This is a genomic window from Staphylococcus sp. Ze2 (assembly GCF_048568365.1).
In the GTDB taxonomy this organism is placed as follows: domain Bacteria; phylum Bacillota; class Bacilli; order Staphylococcales; family Staphylococcaceae; genus Staphylococcus; species Staphylococcus xylosus.
This window is the reverse complement of the sequence record NZ_CP183486.1, coordinates 756,194-773,573: the sequence shown is the minus strand read 5'-3', so window position 1 is coordinate 773,573 and position 17,380 is coordinate 756,194. Positions and strand designations below refer to the sequence as shown.

Sequence of the window (17,380 nt, the reverse complement as noted above, 5' to 3'; positions counted from 1 at the left end):
TATATTTTCAATATAATTTTGTTTTTTAATCATGACCTTAACTAATTATCTTCTAGTGTTAAACGGACGTATTTCTGATTCAATATACTCACGTTGTGACTCTAAAAATGGTGGTAACGCTAAACTTTCGCCTAACGTTTCATATGGTTCATCATCCATAAATCCAGGACCATCTGTTGATACTTCTATTAAAATATGACCAACACGTGCATATAGCGCCTCGAAGTAAAATCTATCGACTAAACCTGAATTACCTATGCCAGCTGCTTTATATTTTTCTAACCACTGTTCAATTGCTTCATGATCTTTCAATCTAAATGATACGTGGTGTACTTCACCATAACCTTGTCTCGCTTCAGGACCTTCAGTATCTTTTCTCAAAATAACTTGGCCGCCATTACCGCCTTCGCCAACTTCTAAAATTGCTACATCTGATTCTTCAATAATTGCTTTCATACCATAAATTTCCTCTAAAATTTTCTTAAAGTCTTCAAAATAACTTACAGTAATTTCAATAGGTCCTAAACCATAAATCGCTTTATCATTCGGTACTGGGCCCTTGTTCCATGGTTTACCAGGTGCAACGCCTTCATTATGTTCATCAGATACAAGTTGGTAACTTTGTCCATCTGCTTCTTCAAATGGTAATACTTTTGTACCAAACAACTCTTGAATTCCTTCATGTTGCACTCCAAAATCATTAAAACGTTGTTCATAATATTCAAGAGCCGCGTCATTAGGTACTCTGAATGATGGGCGTGTAATTGAGTTTGTGCCAGGTGCACCTTTAGGAATATCAGGAAAATCAAAGAAGGTCATATCCGTACCTGGAGAACCTTCATCATCTGCAAAAAATGTGTGATAAGTGTATATATCGTCTTGGTTGACTGTTTTCTTAACAAGTCTCATGCCTAAGACTTCAGTGAAAAATTTATAGTTTCTTTCAGCGTCATCTGTCATAGCTGTTACATGGTGAATTCCTAATAATTGATTATTTGTCATAGTAAAACTCCTCTTTATTATTTTATCTCGATTTCGAAGTAATTTAATTTAAAATTTTAAGTGCTACTACTATTCTATAGGTTGAGCACTCAGTTTTTTTAAAGCTTGTTGCAATACAGTTAATTCATCATTAGTTAATACAGAAAATGTTGATTCTAATGTTGAAGCATGATCAGGAAAAATTTCATCCATCATTGCATAGCCTTTTTTAGTTAACGATGCATTCGTCACACGTTTATCTTGTTCATCACGTTGCCTACTGACGCATCCCTTTTCTTCAAGTTTATCGACAACATAGGTAATACTACTACTTGCAATAAGTACTCTATTACCAATACGTTGTATCGGTTGGTCGCCTTTGTTATAAAGTAATTCCATAACTGCAAATTCAGTTACATTTAAGCCATGCCTTTGGACATCCTTCTTAACAATCTTCATTAAATGATCTACCGTTCTATTTAAGCCAACAAACGAATTTAAAGATTCTTTCGTACGATCCATAGAATTCACCAACTTCCTGAATTTTATTTCGAATTCGAGATAAATTATAACTCCCATTTTTCAATAAGTCAAACGTTTAAGTATAAAAATTATATCAATAAGTCCTGAGTAACCTCTAATAAGCTGTTTTGCTCCTAATTTCATTATTAACTACAATCATTTACTCTTAGAAAAATAAAGTATTTCGTTTTCATAGTGATTATCAGTGGTATGCATAGAGTGTGGAGGTGTCAAACATTGAATCAATTATTTATAAACAATGAATTTATCGAAAGTAAATCAACAGACACTATGGACGTAATCAATCCTGCAACCGGAGAAAAAATAGATACAATAACATTTGCTACTGAGCACGAGGTGAACGATGCAGTTGCTAAATCTAAACATGCCCAACTAGAATGGGAGCAAACACCAGAACCTGCTCGCTCAGATCACGTTAAGTTATTAATACCCCTACTCGAAAAAAACAAAGATGAACTTGCAACATTATATGTTAAAGAACAAGGTAAAACGCTCGCATCTGCAAAAGGTGAAATAGATAAAGCAATACAATTTATTGATTATATGACAAGCTTAAGTATGAACAATAAAGGGGAAGTTTTACAAAATACTAGAGAGAACGAGACCATTTTACTAACTAAAAAGCCAATAGGTGTGACCGCAGGCATCGTTCCATGGAACGCGCCTATTATGGTATTAATGAGAAAGGTCATTCCTGCGATAATCACAGGTTGTTCTGTAATAATTAAACCGAGTGAAGCGACCTCATTAATTACACTGAAAATTGCAGAACTCATTCGTGATTCAACAATACCAGCAGGACTTGTGCAAATACTTCCTGGTACAGGAGAAACAGTAGGTACTCAATTAGCACAACACCCTGATATCCAACTCATTTCACTTACAGGTAGTATGAGAGCTGGTAAATCAGTGTATGCTGAAAGCGCCAATACAGTTAAAAAAGTTAATTTAGAATTGGGTGGTAATGCACCTGTGCTAGTAACTCCTAATGCGAACTTAGACAAAGCCGTTGATTATATCGTTACTGCCAGAATCAATAATGCTGGACAAGTATGCACATGCCCTGAACGTATTTTTGTGCACGAGGACGTTCACGAGGATTTTGTAAATAAATTAAAAGCTAGCATGGAACAATTAACAGTAGGTGACCCATTCGATAAACAAACTGATTACGGTGCCATTATTAATCAACAACAACTTGATAGTATCGATGAAAAAGTACAAAATGCCATAAAAAATGGCGCTACTTTAATTACAGGAGGGCATAAGATAGAGCGTTCTGGTTTCTTCTATGAACCAACTATTTTAGATAACGTAAACGTTGAAGATGATGCTTTTAAAAATGAAATTTTCGGTCCTGTTCTACCTATCGTAACTTATCAAGATTTTGATGCTGTAATTGCACAAGCTAATGATACAAATGCTGGTTTATCATCCTTTATTTTCTCTGAAAATTTAAAAGAAATTATGTTAGCTACTGAAAAACTTAAGTTTGGTGAAGTCTATGCAAATTGTGAAGCCGAAGAAGTAGTGAACGGATTCCATGCAGGTTGGAGAGAATCTGGTATTGGTGGTGCCGATGGTGTACACGGTTTAGAAGAATATTACAACACAACTGTTTCTTATATAAGATATGATTAAAAACTTGATATAGAAAATTTTAAAATAATTATCTTTTTAGTCAAATAGTAGTAAAAACCCCTGAGACGTTATCTGTCTCAGGGGTTTGTTAATCTTATTCATTTAATGCTTTATCTAATGACTTTATATTTCGTTTCATTAAGGATTGATAAGTAATATTTCCCTCTTTGCTTTCTTCTTTAGAAAGTGTTGCCATATTGTGAAAACTTAATGGCGTTGAATTAGATTCTTTCTGTATTACATCGGTAACTTTAGATGAAATATTTTGTTCATAAAGTACATAAGGTTGTTTAGTCTGTTTGATATTGTTAACGATATCCATCAAATCTCTTTGACTAGGTTCTTCGTTATTCATACCACTGACACCTTCTTGTTTAAATCCATAATGATTGGCTAAATAACCAATAGAATCATGAGAAATCACTACAGTGTCACGCTTTGGATGCTCCGTAACTTGAGTTAATCTCTGGTTTATATTATCTAAATCGTTAACAACTTGCTTATAATTGTTCTCATAATAATCTTTATGTTGAGGATCTTTTTTTGCTAAATCATCCTTGATCGATTTCACCATTTTTTTATTAAGTACTGGGTCTAGCCAAACATGTGGGTCTTCACTACCCTCTTCATGTTCATGTCCTTCCTCTTCGTGAGCATGTTCATGCCCTTCATGCTCGTGCTCATGTTCATGATTTACAACTAAATCGTCATGTGTAAAGTTAGCTGCTAATGCTAATTTCAAATCTTTATTATTAATAGAACCTGCGATTTTTTTAGCAACTGGATCCATTTCTTGGTTAGAATAAATAAACAAATCACCCTTTGCAATGTTGACCATTTTCTTTTGGGTCGGTTCAAAGGTATGCATATCAGCACCTGGCGGATAGATAGATTCTACATCTACATATTTACCGCCTATTTGTTCTGTAAAACTTTGAAACGCAAATACTGTAGTATAAATTTTAAGTTTATTTTTTGAACTGACGTCTTTGTTTTCGCCTTTATTGATATTGCCACATGCACTTAACATTACAACAACTACACATGCCATAATGAGTATTATACTTTTTCTCAAAAAACGCCCCTCCAAATCGAAATTATTCCGTTAAAACTATAAACTTATTTTCATGATATTTCAATGGTTTTTACTTAATCTACTAATATTTTTTCTTTATTCAAGACTCGTTTTGTTTAACATTCATTAAAATGTGATATTTAATATATATGACTTATAAATAGGAGAGATAGTATGGCTGAAATTAAACAAGGTTCAAACAAGTTTTATATCGGTGACGACGAAAATAATCCACAAGCACAAATCACTTTCCAACCTCAAGGAGATAATCAAATCAATATTGATCACACTGGTGTTCCTAAAGAACTAGGTGGCCAAGGTATCGGTTCACAACTAGTAAAATCCGTAGTTGATTATGCTCGTGAAAACAATTTAAAAGTTGTTGCTAGTTGCCCATTTGCTAAAGACGTGATTGAAAAAAATGATGAATATCAAGATGTATACGCTGGATAAAGCTATAATTTCAAATCAAACAGCATTAATATTTGATTCGTTCGACATGTCTTTATTTCATTTGCATACAAACGAAAGGTGAAACTAAGCAGAAATAAATGTCCTAGTTTCACCTTTTTATTATGTTAAATATAAATATACTACTATCTTTTAGAACAAAGCGTTAACCATTTTGAAGTAAATACATATTATGATATATCCCTTTTTGCGTAATTAATTGTTCATGCGTACCACGTTCAACTATCTCTCCCCGATTCAAAACAAAGATTTGATCTGCATCTTGAATTGTAGACAAACGATGAGCTATCGCTAACGTCGTGCGACCTTTACGCATTTCATTTAATGACTGTTGTATCTGCTCTTCAGTCTCAGAATCAATATTGGCAGTTGCTTCGTCTAAAATCAAAATCTTAGGGTCCGTAGCAATTGTTCTAGCAAATGCAATTAACTGTCTTTGACCACTTGAAAAAGCACTACCTTTTTCAATTACTTTGTGCTGATATTGTTCAGGTAGTTGCTCAATAAAGCGATGAGCATAAACAAATTCTGCCGCTGCCTTCACTTGTTCATACGTCATTGTAGGATGATATAATTTTATATTAGACGCTATAGATCCATAAAAGATAAATGCATCCTGTAATACTAAGCCAACCTTTTCTTTTAATTCTAATTTAGGTATTGTCTTGAGAGAATGTCCATCTATCTTAATATCTCCTCGTTGATATTCATAAAACCTCATAAATAAATTGATGATTGAACTTTTACCAGATCCCGTATGTCCAACAAGTGCTATCATTTCTCCAGGATTTGCAGTAAAATTAATATCTTTTAGTACATCTGTCTTACCATCATAACTAAAACTAATATTTTCAAACTCTATTTTCCCTGAATTTATGTGATTTGATTCAATTTCATTTTGTTGTGGTTCATAAGTGTCGTCATCGATTAACGTAAAAACTCTGCTGGCCGATACAAGTGCTTGCTGTAAAACATTTAGGTTTTGGCTAACTTGATTAATTGGTTCAAAAAAGCGTTCCATGTATTGAATAAATGCAAAAACTACACCTGCTGTCACGCCAGTGGTAAAACTAATTACACCGAAATAACCAAGAATCATTACAATAGCAAAGATTGAGATAGAACTAATAGCCGGTCTTAACAGTAAACTATCTAGTTTCACTGTTTTCAACATATAATGATAATGTTCGTCATTAATCTCATTGAACTCTTTGTTTAATCGTCTTTCTTGATTAAAAGCTTGTATAATTTTCATGCCTTCAATTGACTCTGCTAATTTTGAATTTAAATCAGATAAACGCTGTCTTGATTTTGAAAATAAATACGCTGAATACTTACGATAAGTAGACAAAATAACAAAAATAATCGGCAAAAAGACAAGCGCTATTAAAGCTAATTTGATGTCTAATACAAACATCATGATATAACTAGATATCATCAAAAATAATGCCATAATAAAAGTTGAGAACACTCCCACAATCATGTCTACAATTGTTTCCGTATCATTTGTTAGTCGTGAGACAATACTACCACTCGGTACCTCATCAAAATACTTCATGCCTAATTTCCCTAGTTTATTAAAAGCATCAATCCTCAATTGTTGTATCACTTTAAATGCTAAATATTGAAAGAGATATTGGCTAAAATAAAGTGTTAACGCCCCAATTATTTGTACACTTAAGAAAATCACAATGAGCCAAATCATAGCACTCCTCGGAAAGTCTTGTGGCATTAAATAATCATCAATAAATATTTTTACCATATAGGGCGTCATCATGCTGGCAACAGTTGATATAATCAATGTTAAGAATGCTAAAACAATAATCCACTTATAGGGTAATGTGTATTTAAATAACCTTATTATCACACTTCCTTGGTCTTTAGCCGTTAAGTTAGCGTGTTCATATTCAGTCATCTTCACCATCCCCTTTCGTAAGATTGTCTAAGTTTCTCGACAACTTGGCTTGTAACGCTTGTGCTTGATAAGTTTCATAATACCAGCCACGTTGTTGCATTAATGATTCATGATGACCACGTTCAATTATTTCCCCTTCATCCATAACAATAATAAGATCAGCATGTTTCACGGCACTCATACGATGCGCTGTTATGATATTAGTTTTATTCTTTCTCAAACGTTCCAAGTTACCTAATATCACCTCTTCAGTTTGTGCATCAACAGCAGATAATGAATCATCCAATATCAGTACTTCAGGATTTAATAATAAAGCTCTTGCTATAGAAACACGTTGCTTCTGTCCACCTGATAATGATACGCCTCGCTCGCCTACAACGGTTTGGTAACCATTAGTAAAATTCATAATATCATCATGTATATGACTCAACCTACTTACTTCATATATTTGCTCATCTTCTATATTCTCATTACTAAACGCTATATTATTTCGAATCGTAGTAGAAAATAGGAAGTGTTCTTGCGGCACATAACCAAATTGCTCCCTTAATAACTCAACTTTATAGTCACGCAACGGATAACCACCATATGTTATATCTTGTGCATTTTTGGTATCAAACTCTCTCAACAATAGTCTTATCAATGTACTCTTACCAGAACCTGTACGACCAACAATACCTACGGTTGTGCCTTGTTTGATTGTAAAATTAATATCATATACCCCTCGCTTATCATTACCCGGGAAATTAAAATGATCGATATTTAATTGAATATCACCTCGAGGACTTTTATCAATTTTATATTGTGTATCGATGCCATTAGGTAAGTTTCCGATTTCCTCTATACGTTCATAAGAAGCTTTTGCTCTTTGCACAATGTTAAAAAATAATCCCAATGCCAATAACGGCCAGACTAACATTCCTAAATACGTCGTAAACGTAATGAGTTGTCCTAATGTTATCTCTTCATGAAAGACCATTTTTGCTCCAAACACGATAGATAAAAAGTAACTCATACCAATGACTAACGTAATTGTTGGATCAAATAATGCGTCTATTTTAGATACTTTAAGGTTTTTATCAACTACATCATCACTTAAATCTTTAAAGTCCGCTTGGTCACTGGATTCATAGCCAAATGTTTTAGTAACTTTAATACCTGCAACACTTTCTTGTGTTTTATCATTTAATTTACTAAAAGCAGCTTGAGCCTTTTTAAATCCTTTACTTAAAAGCGATCCATAAAAGCTTGTTAATAACACCATAAATGGTAAGGGTATCAAGGCAATCAATGTAAGTTTCCAACTTACTGTTGTAGCCATCGTTAAAATCACGGTCCCCCCTGTTATCAATGAATCCGCAATCATAAGAATCCCAGCGCCTGCAGCATTTTGTACAGCACGTATATCATTTGTGGCATGAGCCATTAAATCTCCTGTACGTCTATTTTGAAAGAATATAGCACTCATATCTGTATACTTTTTGAAAAGATATGTCCTTAATATTTGTCCTAGTTTTTGACTCGTTCCAAATATGGATAACCTCCATACATATCTAAGTACATAAGTTAATATGGCAACTACAACTAATATAACTAAATAAACGATTAATAACTTAGCTGTTAATTGATTTGTTGTCATTTGATCTATCGCTCGCCCTATAATTTGTGGTGGCACGATTTCAATTAGTGCAATTAAAAATAATGTCCCTAACCCAATGATATAGCTTAATTTCTGCTGTTTAAAAAACCATCCCAATTTCCAAAATACTTTCATTTCATCACCCCCAATGAACTTTTTTATCTATGTCCTTATATCTTACCATATGTCAATAAAATAGATATTTTACACACTAATCTCGCTTACAATTCCATAAAAAATTAGAAACCTAAAATCTAGCGCTTTTACATAGATTTCAGGTTTCAGTCTTCTGTTATTAAGTTCAAGTTGAAAGTACATCATTTACACTAAATCCAATTTCGTTAAAGTTAATTTGAATTTCTTCTTTGTTGTTCTTGAAATTCATAAAAAACTTGAAATAGCATAATAAGCATTGCTGGATGATATGTTTTAGTTTCAATATACAAATCATGTCTCGAAGCTAATTTGAACCTTTCTGATTTAGTTTGCATCAACTAGTTATTGCCATCAGATACTTTAACACTTCTTGAAAAGAATCCTGATTGGAATTTTAATATATCTCCTTTATCACCTTCGAACTGCATAGAAGGTTTAAATCCCATTTTAGAGCGGAATATTCCAATTTTTTTACCATTCTTTTCTACTTGCCAAACTGTTTTAAATGGTGTTTTAATAGCACCACTAAACGTTCTTTCTTGTAAAATCCGAAAGGTATCATGGCCATCTGTGATTTCAAAGTTTTGTTTATTGTTCCCCAATAATGCCATCGCTTCTTGTCCCATAGAGCTATAAAATAATTGTAATTCAAAAGTTACTTCCCCATTATCATCGTATATATCTATTTTAGACTTTGAAGCATTAAAAAAGTTTTCTTTGAAATAATAGTGTGTCATATTTAACAGTCCTATCTATGTATTTTTCGTCATAACGTTATACCCTATTTAATACCATATATACTAATTAAAAAAGTATCATCATTATAAGCTCATTCCATTGACTAGGTATACTTTTTATACTAAAGTAATGCTTGTAATCATAAAAAATACAAGTAAGCTATAAGGAGTTTGACAATGTCTTTTCATGATAATCAATCCATTCAAGTCACTAGTATCACTTTAAATGTTGCTGATTTAGCAAAAATGACAACTTTCTACACACAAATTTTAGGCTTATCTATAAAGTCAGAGTCTAATAGAGACGTTACTTTCAATATAGGAAGTGGCGGACATACCTTAACTTTACAAGAAGTCAAAGATGGTAGACGTCCTTCTATAAGAGAATCTGGGCTATTTCATATCGCTTTGTTACTGCCTAATAGACAAGATTTAGGTAACTTTTTATATCATGCCGCAAGTTTAGGCGTACAAATTGGTGGTGGAGACCACCTTGTAAGTGAAGCGTTGTATTTCGATGACCCTGAAGGTAATGGCATTGAGATTTATGCTGATCGCCCTAAAGAGAATTGGCTATGGGAAGATAATAAAGTTAATATGGATACACTGGCAGTAGATGTCGATGACTTAGTGGCACAACGTAGTAAAGCTGGTTGGCAAGACATGCCTGACGGTGCGAAAATTGGCCACTTACATTTGAAAGCAGCCAATTTAGAGACATCACAAGATTTTTATTTAAATAAGCTAGGGCTTGAGCATATCTCTGATTTTCCTCAAGCACTTTTCATGTCTACGAATTATTACCATCATCACATCGCTATTAACACATGGCAATCCAATATCGTACGCCAAGACAATGACAGCAGCCTTGGTTTAGCAAAAGTGTCAATTTACAAACCAAATGCAGATAGAGCACACTTTGAGGGACCAGAGGGTTTTGAAATTATCATACACAGCCATGAAAGCTTTGTAGCAGATAAAATTTAAATTACTTTGGTAACAGATAAGGAGTAGGACAGTAATTCAAATTCAAAATTACTGTCCTACTCCTTATTTATTAATTATTCTAACCATTCCACGACATCAGTTTGTGGTTGACGTACTTTAGCTTTAGGCTCAGTTTCTCTATATCCAAAAGCTACCATAACTGAAGGGGCAAAATTTTCAGAATCAACAATACCTTTTTCTGATAAATAAGCTGTGACAGCATCTAAATCAAATCCTTCTATTGGACAAGAATCTATATTAAGTAATGCCGCACTTGTCATCATATTACCAAGGGCAATATAAGTTTGCTTTCTCGCCCAATCTAGTAATGACTGTGGCGTATCATTTATATGAAAACCAGTTTGGAAATCATCAAATTTTTGTTCTGTAGCAGGAATACTCTCTTCACTATATTGTTTAATGTTTCGGATCATATGTTGCACATATGGTGATTGTGAAGTCACATTTTTACGTGCCAAAATCAAAACAAAATGACTTGCCGTATCTAATTGACCTTGTGCTCCCCAACTAATTTTTTTAAGTTCATCCCTTATTTCACGGTTTTGAACTACTACAAATTTCCACGGCTCTAATCCTAATGAGCTCGGAGACAATCTCCCCGTTTCTAAAATAGTATTAAAATCACTATCTGAAATTTTTTTATTAGCATCAAAACGTTTTGTTGCATGTCTAAAATTAAAAGCATTTAGCAGCGTTTGTTGCATTTGATCCATAACTTTTATACCCTACCTTTCAATTTAAGTACTTTTTAGTATAGTCAAATTTCATATCTTATTAAAACGATATGTTTATAAAATTCACAACAAGTTACGAAAGCTTCATCCATCCTTAATTTAATGACTGAAGTACTTTTTCCTCAATCGTTGTTAACACGCCCTGTTCATCATGAGACGGCGCTACATAATTAGCTATTTTAAATAATGTTTCATCTTCACTATTTGCCATGACATAACTATGTTTGGCTAATTGCAACATGTCTAAATCATTATTAGCATCACCAAAAGCCATCAAATCTTCTGCAGCTAATTGCCAATGCTTTAAAAGTCTTTCTAAAGCACTGCCTTTAGTCATGCCTGGAATAATTAAATCTATACTATCACGGCCACTAGACACTAACTTTAAATTTTCGTTGAATCTTATACTTAAATCTTCATCTAGTGTAGGGTGAGATTCTCTATTAATGTTAAGTGCAATTTTCACATATTCATCTTCTGGTAAATCTTGAAAAGTATCTATCTCTTTTAGTTCGCGATAGTAGAAGTGAGCGTCTTTTTTAAAGGCATCTGTATTATCTTTTAAAATATAAGCACTATTTAGACCACATACAATTAAATTATCAATTTCACGTTCAATATTTAAATAGTCAATCATTTCTTGGTAAAAATCTCTATCAAACGCTTGATAGTCGTATAAAGTATTCCCTTCATAAATGACAGCACCGTTTTCAGCTACAAAGAACATATCACGTTCGCCAAATATAGATTTTAATTTTGCATATTGATTACCACTTGCTGCTATAAATTTAATATTTTGAGCTTTAAGTTGCTGAAATATCATATCAAATCTATGCTCGTCATACGTCTTGTTTGAATTTAAAAATGTACCATCCATATCAACTGCAATTGCTTTTATCATATTGTCCCCTCAAATCTTCCAATTTATATGTACGCCCTTTCATTATATCGGCAATATTCATTGTTTCAAAGTAAACCTATGTACTTTATAAATATTAGTAATGTAATTAAAATAATTCATTCAAATTCAACAATGTCCTTATAGTTTTTGCTTACGTAATATTATTTATAAACTTATAAATTTAGTTACTATTAAAATCAAATTTGAGCCTACGACATGTTTTAGTCGCAGGCTCAATTATTTTATATTTGTTTAATGAATTCTAAATATGATTGTGTGTTTTCTGCTAATTGACTCGGTGTAATCGTAAATGCACTATATAATTTATGTGCCCCTACATAATTTGCTTTTACAAAACGTGTTGTCGCAATCATCGGACTAACTAACTCATCTATTGTAAACTGAACGTTACCTTCAAGAGTATAAGCTTCAGGTACACTTCCGATAGATATCGCTAATCCAATTTTCTTTCCTTCTAACGCATTTCCTTGTGAACCATATGCCCAGCCATGAGTAAACACTTCATCTAAATATTGCTTTAATAATGGTGGACAGTTGTACCAATATAGCGGATATTGAAAAATAATATGATCATGTGCTTCAAGCAATTTTTGTTCCTTTCCAATATCAATCTGACCATGAGGGTATTCTGGATAAATTTCGTGAACAGTTACCAATTCCTCATGTTGAGACAATTCATCTCTCCATGCCTTATTAACAGTTGAATTGTTAATGTCTGGATGCGCAACTACAACTAGTGTAGACATAAGTTCATTCCTCGCTTCATTACTAATTTAATAGCTTTATATTAAACTTCCCTCGTTTAAAAAGAAACTGATATGCCTAAGAAAATAACTCATCCACCGTGACATTAAACTATTTTTCTTTTTTGTCATGAATCTTCGCAATATAATTGGTGCTTTCTTTAATATCAAATATCGTTAAGCCTTTAATGTCTTTTTGTTTACCAGGTATAATGATACTAATAATGTAAGAACAAATAAATGCAACACCAAATGAAATAATCGATACAAAGAATGGTGAGTTGCCACCACCCATACCATTAAAGATATATGCAAAAATAATTCCCAATATTAATCCCGCTATAACACCAAATGTATTTGTTCTTCTTGTAAAGATCCCTACAGCAAACACACCTGCTAATGGCACGCCCACAAGGCCTGTAATTAATAAGAATAAATCCCATAGATCATTTGAATCAGAAGCTATTAAATAAATAGACATGCCAAATCCAAATAATCCTGAAATAATAATTATCCATCTCGCAGTTCTTACTTCATCTTTTTCTGCGCCTTTACCAAAGAATCTATGTTTGATATCTACCGATAAACAAGCTGAAATTGAGTTTAAACTTGATGAAATTGTAGACTGTGCTGCAGCAAATATCGCTGCAATTAATAGACCAGCAATAAATGGTGGCATTTCAGTAAGAATAAAATACGGAACGATTGAAGATGTATTAAATCCTTCAGGCAATGAACTTTCATGGTTATAGAAAGAATATAACATGGTTCCCATACCATAAAATAAAGGTGCTGATATTAATGCTAATACACCATTCATCCATAATGATTTTTTCGTTTCCTTCATAGATTCAGATGCCTGATAACGTTGCACAACATCCTGGCTCGCTGTGTACTGATGTAAATTATTGAAAATATTACCAAGAAAAATAATTGGAATTGCTGCCGCTGCACTGTTAAGTTTCCAATTATCTACGCTAATGAACTTTTTATGTTCAAGTGCATCGGATACAACCGTACCCATGCCGCCTTGAATATGCATGACGCCTAAGATAATAATAGCTGCTGCGCCACCTAACAAAATGACCCCTTGGATAAAATCACTCCATACAACTCCTTCAAAACCACCCAAGAATGTATATAATATACATAAAATACCTACTAAACTTGCAACGACATATGGATTCAAATCAGATACTGCTGTAATTGCAAGCGTCGGTAAATAAATTACAATAGCTACTCTTCCTAAATGAAAGAATACAAAAAGTAATGACCCAATAACACGGACACTAGGTCCAAATCTCGCTTCTAAATATTCATATGCCGATGTCACTTTTAACTTTTTGAAGAATGGTACATAGAAATAAATGAGTACTGGAATAATAGCGACAATTGCTATATTACCTGCTATATATGACCAGTCAGTCAAAAATGCCTTTTCAGGTGTAGACATAAACGTAATTGCACTTAATGTTGTAGCATAAATAGAAAAGACTACTGCCCAAGACGGTAATCTACCACTTGCAGTAAAAAAACTATCTGTATTTTGACTCGCGCGTTTCGTAAAATAAGCTCCAATTAATAACATAACGACAAGGTAAGCAATAACTGCTACCCAGTTCCAAGCACCAAACCCTACTTGCTGCATTTACTTCAACCCCTAACGTGATGTCTTATAAGTTATAGTCTTTGATTAACTTTGCTAATTTACTTCTGTTCTCTTCATTAAATGGTTTAAATGGACGTTTCGGTAAACCACCATCAATACCACGTGTTGTTAAAATTTCTTTTAATGTAGAATATATCCCCATAGATAGAACTGTTTCAATAATGTCATTTGTATCATGCTGAATTTGATAAGCCTCATCAATTTGACCACATTGGGCTTTTTCAAATATTTGTCTTGCACGTTTACCATTTACGTTATACGTAGAACCGATGGCTCCATCTACACCTGAAATCGCAGCCTGTACAAGCATTTCATCAAATCCAGAAAGTATTAATTTATCAGGAAAAGCTTTACGTATACGTTCTAATAAGAAGAAGTTTGGAGCAGTGTATTTAACACCAATTACTTGTTCATGATTAAAGAGTTCAGCAAATTGTTCAATAGAAATATTGACACCTGTAAGGTCAGGAATTGCATAAATAATCAAGTTATTTTGTGTCGCTTCAATTAGCTCAAAATAGTAATCTTTGATTTCTTCGAAGGTAAATGGATAATAAAATGGTGTCACCGCAGAAATAGCATCATAACCTAGTTGTGTAGCGTATTTCCCTAATTCAATTGCTTCATTTAAATCTAAGGATCCTACTTGTGCAATCATTGTTACATCGTCATTAACCGCTTCTTTGGCAACTTTGAATACTTGCTTCTTTTGCTCCTTGCTTAGTAAAAAGTTTTCTCCTGAACTACCGTTCACATATAAACCATCTAAACCCTCAGTTTCAATTGCATTCTTAGCAATTTGTTTTAGGCCATCTTCTTTCACTTCCCCATGTTCATCAAACGGAACTAATAATGCTGCATATAATCCTTTAAATTTCTCTTCCATAAATTTCCCTCCATCTTATGTTCATATATTTTTTAATCCTTAAAATTACAATTAATTTTAATTAAGGATATAAAGCTTTTCTATTTACAGTTCAAATTGTAAACGCTACCATTAATAGTAGCAATAGCATTTTGAAAATATTAATCACTTATTATGAATATTGATGAAAATATTTTTCAAGATTATTATAACTAAACTTTTAAATTAAAAAATGCTACACATTAATATAAGTATACTGAATGGAGGTATGAATTATGACTAATTATAAAGTAGCAATTGATATCGGAGGTACTGATATTAAAGCGGCTGTACTAGATGAAAATTTAAATTTCATAAATTATCAAAGAATACCTACACCAAATAACATCAATGAATTTATTGCTGATGCAATCTTTGAGCTTGTGTCTCATTTTAAAGAAACTTATATGATACATCCTTTGCAAGTGGGCATTTCTAGTGCGGGTGTCATCAATGAAGAAGAAGGAACTGTGGTTTATGCGGGTCCTACGATTCCAAACTTTATTGGCACAAACTTTCATAAATTACTTTCACCATTAAATGCAGAAGTAAAAGTGTTTAATGATGTGAATGCGGCGTTATTAGGGGAGCTTACTTTACATGATTATGAAGCAGATAATATTTTTTGCCTTACATTGGGGACAGGTATAGGAGGAGCTTTTTATAATAAAGTTGGTCATTTATACAATGGTGAGCGAAATAGAGCCAACGAGATCGGTTATTTATTATACAAACAACAGGATAGATTAACGTTTGAGCAACGTGCTTCAACTAATGCGTTAAAGTTTCTAATGAAAACACATGCATTAGCTTATTCAGACGATGTACCCAAACTATTTGAATTAGCTGAGCAACAAGATGCATTAGCAATCTCCATTCTAGATAGGTGGAGTACGCATGTCGCAGAAGGCATTGCACAAATTCAAATCGTTTACGATCCAGGGTTAATTTTAATTGGTGGCGGTATATCTTCTCAAGGCGAGAAATTACTAAAATATATCACGCCTAAACTCGAAGAATTCTTACCGTCCAATTATGGTCACGCTCCAGTACAAACTACTCAAACCCAAAATCACGCCTCGTTATATGGCGCAATATCTAGATTTTTATAATCATCATTCTAAATTTGATTGTGGATGCGAAACAAGTCTAAATTTCATTTCCAATTGAAGTTAACGTTTCGCATCCATAATTTTCATGAGTACTAATAGGTACAAGTACGCTTTCAATCCATGTTTATGTACATTCTTACTTTACGGAACACTTATTAAAGTTACATAGTTGAAAGCTACTCATTTAATATAATTTTTTTTGTATGCTGATAGACATTTTGCATATAATCATCATCTAATAGCAAATAACTTACAATATCAATTAAGAAAAGCGTTGCTATTTGTGTATTAATAAATCTTGTATCATTTATTCTAGACTGATCTGTCGTAATTAATACTAAATCTGCACATTGTGTTAACGCACTACCCTCGTAATTTGTAATTGCGACAACAAATGCCCCACGTTCATGAGCTACTTCTGCTGCTGCAATAAGTTCAGTAGTTTCCCCACTATTTGAAATAGCTACAAATGTATCAGAGGCCGTTAATAGCGATGCAAAAATTTTCATTTGATGTGCATCTGTTGATACATTCCCTTTTAATCCCATACGCATCATACGATAATAAAATTCAGTCGCGGATAAGCCAGAACTCCCTAGTCCTGCATAAATAATTTGTCGACTACGCATAATTTGATTTACCAGCCTTTGAATTTTTTCATCCGAAATAAACTCGCCTGTCTGTTGAATAATATCTTGATGATACTTATGAATACGTTGGATAAGTGGACTATTTTCTATAACATTGTCTGTCATTTCTTGTTGTAAATTAAACTTCAAGTCTTGGAAGTTATCATAATCTAATTTATTACTAAAGCGCGTAATAGTTGCTGGTGACGTACCTATAGCATGCGCCAATGAATTAATCGTCGAAAAAGCATCATCAAATTGATTACTTTGAATGTATTCAACTATTTGTTTGTCTGTTTTCGTAAATAAGTGACGATAGCGTTGTACACGGTTTTCAAATTTCATCTAGATCCTCCTCTTCAATCTATGAATATAATCTCAGTATAAATGAAAATATTTTTCATAACAATTAAATGTATTGATTATTATTTTCTCAATGTTATATTAAAATTACAAATCTAAAGGAGTTTAATGAATTATTAAATTTATCAAAGTTATGGA

At 33.0% G+C, this 17,380-nt stretch carries 15 protein-coding genes and 1 pseudogene; 4 read left to right on the top strand and 12 right to left on the bottom strand.

Going from position 1 to position 17,380, the window contains the following annotated elements; all coding sequences use genetic code 11:
- Positions 1 to 45: 45 nt before the first annotated feature.
- Both mhqE and ACM591_RS03240 read right to left on the bottom strand, forming a co-directional pair.
- Positions 46 to 1,002: a ring-cleaving dioxygenase MhqE gene (gene mhqE / locus ACM591_RS03245; RefSeq protein ID WP_326026664.1), complete on the bottom strand. Its 957-nt coding sequence runs from the start codon at positions 1,000 to 1,002 to the stop codon at positions 46 to 48.
- Positions 1,003 to 1,071: 69 nt separating this feature from the next.
- On the bottom strand, positions 1,072 to 1,503 hold the full coding sequence (locus tag ACM591_RS03240; RefSeq protein WP_225489479.1) for a MarR family winged helix-turn-helix transcriptional regulator: 432 nt from the start codon (positions 1,501 to 1,503) through the stop codon (positions 1,072 to 1,074).
- A 210-nt stretch (positions 1,504 to 1,713) separates the two neighbouring features.
- Between ACM591_RS03240 and aldA the strand changes: the two genes are divergently transcribed.
- Positions 1,714 to 3,165, top strand: coding sequence for an aldehyde dehydrogenase (aldA, locus tag ACM591_RS03235; protein WP_135059152.1), 1,452 nt, complete (start codon positions 1,714 to 1,716; stop codon positions 3,163 to 3,165).
- A gap of 94 nt (positions 3,166 to 3,259) precedes the next feature.
- On the opposite strand, the gene ACM591_RS03230 is transcribed toward aldA, so the two are convergent.
- Positions 3,260 to 4,240, bottom strand: a complete 981-nt coding sequence (locus ACM591_RS03230) for a metal ABC transporter solute-binding protein, Zn/Mn family (protein WP_418354422.1) — start codon at positions 4,238 to 4,240, stop codon at positions 3,260 to 3,262.
- A 174-nt stretch (positions 4,241 to 4,414) separates the two neighbouring features.
- Here ACM591_RS03230 and ACM591_RS03225 point away from each other — a divergent pair, with 174 nt between their 5' ends.
- Positions 4,415 to 4,693, top strand: a complete 279-nt coding sequence (locus ACM591_RS03225; RefSeq protein ID WP_029378247.1) for a GNAT family N-acetyltransferase — start codon at positions 4,415 to 4,417, stop codon at positions 4,691 to 4,693.
- Between the two features lie 163 nt (positions 4,694 to 4,856).
- Here ACM591_RS03225 and ACM591_RS03220 read toward each other — a convergent pair whose 3' ends face one another.
- From ACM591_RS03220 to ACM591_RS03210, 3 genes and pseudogenes are all read right to left on the bottom strand, one after another.
- Positions 4,857 to 6,626 (bottom strand): ABC transporter ATP-binding protein, encoded by a 1,770-nt coding sequence (locus ACM591_RS03220; RefSeq protein WP_038679146.1) that lies wholly within the window; start codon positions 6,624 to 6,626, stop codon positions 4,857 to 4,859.
- The gene (locus ACM591_RS03215) at positions 6,619 to 8,400 is read right to left on the bottom strand and encodes an ABC transporter ATP-binding protein (RefSeq protein ID WP_029378245.1); all 1,782 of its coding nucleotides are present in this window, start codon (positions 8,398 to 8,400) and stop codon (positions 6,619 to 6,621) included. Before ACM591_RS03215 ends, ACM591_RS03220 begins: the two co-directional genes overlap by 8 nt.
- A 212-nt stretch (positions 8,401 to 8,612) precedes the next feature.
- Positions 8,613 to 9,158 (bottom strand): annotated as a pseudogene (locus ACM591_RS03210) (tubby C-terminal domain-like protein).
- Positions 9,159 to 9,335: 177 nt separating this feature from the next.
- Here ACM591_RS03210 and ACM591_RS03205 point away from each other — a divergent pair.
- Positions 9,336 to 10,145 (top strand): VOC family protein, encoded by an 810-nt coding sequence (locus ACM591_RS03205; protein WP_081225128.1) that lies wholly within the window; start codon positions 9,336 to 9,338, stop codon positions 10,143 to 10,145.
- 74 nt (positions 10,146 to 10,219) lie between these two features.
- On the opposite strand, the gene ACM591_RS03200 is transcribed toward ACM591_RS03205, so the two are convergent.
- The 5 genes from ACM591_RS03200 to ACM591_RS03180 all read right to left on the bottom strand — a co-directional run bounded on the left by ACM591_RS03200 (position 10,220) and on the right by ACM591_RS03180 (position 15,120).
- Positions 10,220 to 10,879, bottom strand: coding sequence for an NAD(P)H-dependent oxidoreductase (locus tag ACM591_RS03200; protein WP_029378242.1), 660 nt, complete (start codon positions 10,877 to 10,879; stop codon positions 10,220 to 10,222).
- Positions 10,880 to 10,994: 115 nt separating this feature from the next.
- The gene (locus ACM591_RS03195; protein WP_029378241.1) at positions 10,995 to 11,801 is read right to left on the bottom strand and encodes a Cof-type HAD-IIB family hydrolase; all 807 of its coding nucleotides are present in this window, start codon (positions 11,799 to 11,801) and stop codon (positions 10,995 to 10,997) included.
- Positions 11,802 to 12,043: 242 nt separating this feature from the next.
- Positions 12,044 to 12,568 (bottom strand): NAD(P)H-dependent oxidoreductase, encoded by a 525-nt coding sequence (locus ACM591_RS03190; RefSeq protein ID WP_029378240.1) that lies wholly within the window; start codon positions 12,566 to 12,568, stop codon positions 12,044 to 12,046.
- A gap of 109 nt (positions 12,569 to 12,677) precedes the next feature.
- Positions 12,678 to 14,213 carry a sodium:solute symporter gene (locus tag ACM591_RS03185; RefSeq protein ID WP_418354421.1) on the bottom strand — a complete coding sequence of 512 codons (1,536 nt, stop codon included), beginning with the start codon at positions 14,211 to 14,213 and terminating at the stop codon, positions 12,678 to 12,680.
- A gap of 25 nt (positions 14,214 to 14,238) precedes the next feature.
- Positions 14,239 to 15,120: an N-acetylneuraminate lyase gene (locus ACM591_RS03180; protein WP_029378238.1), complete on the bottom strand. Its 882-nt coding sequence runs from the start codon at positions 15,118 to 15,120 to the stop codon at positions 14,239 to 14,241.
- A gap of 254 nt (positions 15,121 to 15,374) precedes the next feature.
- Here ACM591_RS03180 and ACM591_RS03175 point away from each other — a divergent pair, with 254 nt between their 5' ends.
- Positions 15,375 to 16,250, top strand: a complete 876-nt coding sequence (locus ACM591_RS03175) for an ROK family protein (protein ID WP_326026666.1) — start codon at positions 15,375 to 15,377, stop codon at positions 16,248 to 16,250.
- A gap of 176 nt (positions 16,251 to 16,426) precedes the next feature.
- Here the strand turns inward: ACM591_RS03175 and ACM591_RS03170 are convergent, their stop codons facing one another.
- Positions 16,427 to 17,224 (bottom strand): MurR/RpiR family transcriptional regulator, encoded by a 798-nt coding sequence (locus ACM591_RS03170; RefSeq protein ID WP_029378236.1) that lies wholly within the window; start codon positions 17,222 to 17,224, stop codon positions 16,427 to 16,429.
- Positions 17,225 to 17,380: the final 156 nt, after the last annotated feature.

Bases quoted from the DNA above. Each gene is read 5' to 3' on its own strand.
- mhqE (WP_326026664.1), bottom strand. From the start codon at position 1,002: ATGACAAATAATCAATTATTAGGAATTCACCATGTAACAGCTATGACA.
- ACM591_RS03240 (WP_225489479.1), bottom strand. From the start codon at position 1,503: ATGGATCGTACGAAAGAATCTTTAAATTCGTTTGTTGGCTTAAATAGA.
- aldA (WP_135059152.1), top strand. From the start codon at position 1,714: ATGCATAGAGTGTGGAGGTGTCAAACATTGAATCAATTATTTATAAAC.
- ACM591_RS03225 (WP_029378247.1), top strand. From the start codon at position 4,415: ATGGCTGAAATTAAACAAGGTTCAAACAAGTTTTATATCGGTGACGAC.
- ACM591_RS03220 (WP_038679146.1), bottom strand. From the start codon at position 6,626: ATGACTGAATATGAACACGCTAACTTAACGGCTAAAGACCAAGGAAGT.
- ACM591_RS03215 (WP_029378245.1), bottom strand. From the start codon at position 8,400: ATGAAAGTATTTTGGAAATTGGGATGGTTTTTTAAACAGCAGAAATTA.
- ACM591_RS03205 (WP_081225128.1), top strand. From the start codon at position 9,336: ATGTCTTTTCATGATAATCAATCCATTCAAGTCACTAGTATCACTTTA.
- ACM591_RS03200 (WP_029378242.1), bottom strand. From the start codon at position 10,879: ATGGATCAAATGCAACAAACGCTGCTAAATGCTTTTAATTTTAGACAT.
- ACM591_RS03195 (WP_029378241.1), bottom strand. From the start codon at position 11,801: ATGATAAAAGCAATTGCAGTTGATATGGATGGTACATTTTTAAATTCA.
- ACM591_RS03190 (WP_029378240.1), bottom strand. From the start codon at position 12,568: ATGTCTACACTAGTTGTAGTTGCGCATCCAGACATTAACAATTCAACT.
- ACM591_RS03185 (WP_418354421.1), bottom strand. From the start codon at position 14,213: ATGCAGCAAGTAGGGTTTGGTGCTTGGAACTGGGTAGCAGTTATTGCT.
- ACM591_RS03180 (WP_029378238.1), bottom strand. From the start codon at position 15,120: ATGGAAGAGAAATTTAAAGGATTATATGCAGCATTATTAGTTCCGTTT.
- ACM591_RS03175 (WP_326026666.1), top strand. From the start codon at position 15,375: ATGACTAATTATAAAGTAGCAATTGATATCGGAGGTACTGATATTAAA.
- ACM591_RS03170 (WP_029378236.1), bottom strand. From the start codon at position 17,224: ATGAAATTTGAAAACCGTGTACAACGCTATCGTCACTTATTTACGAAA.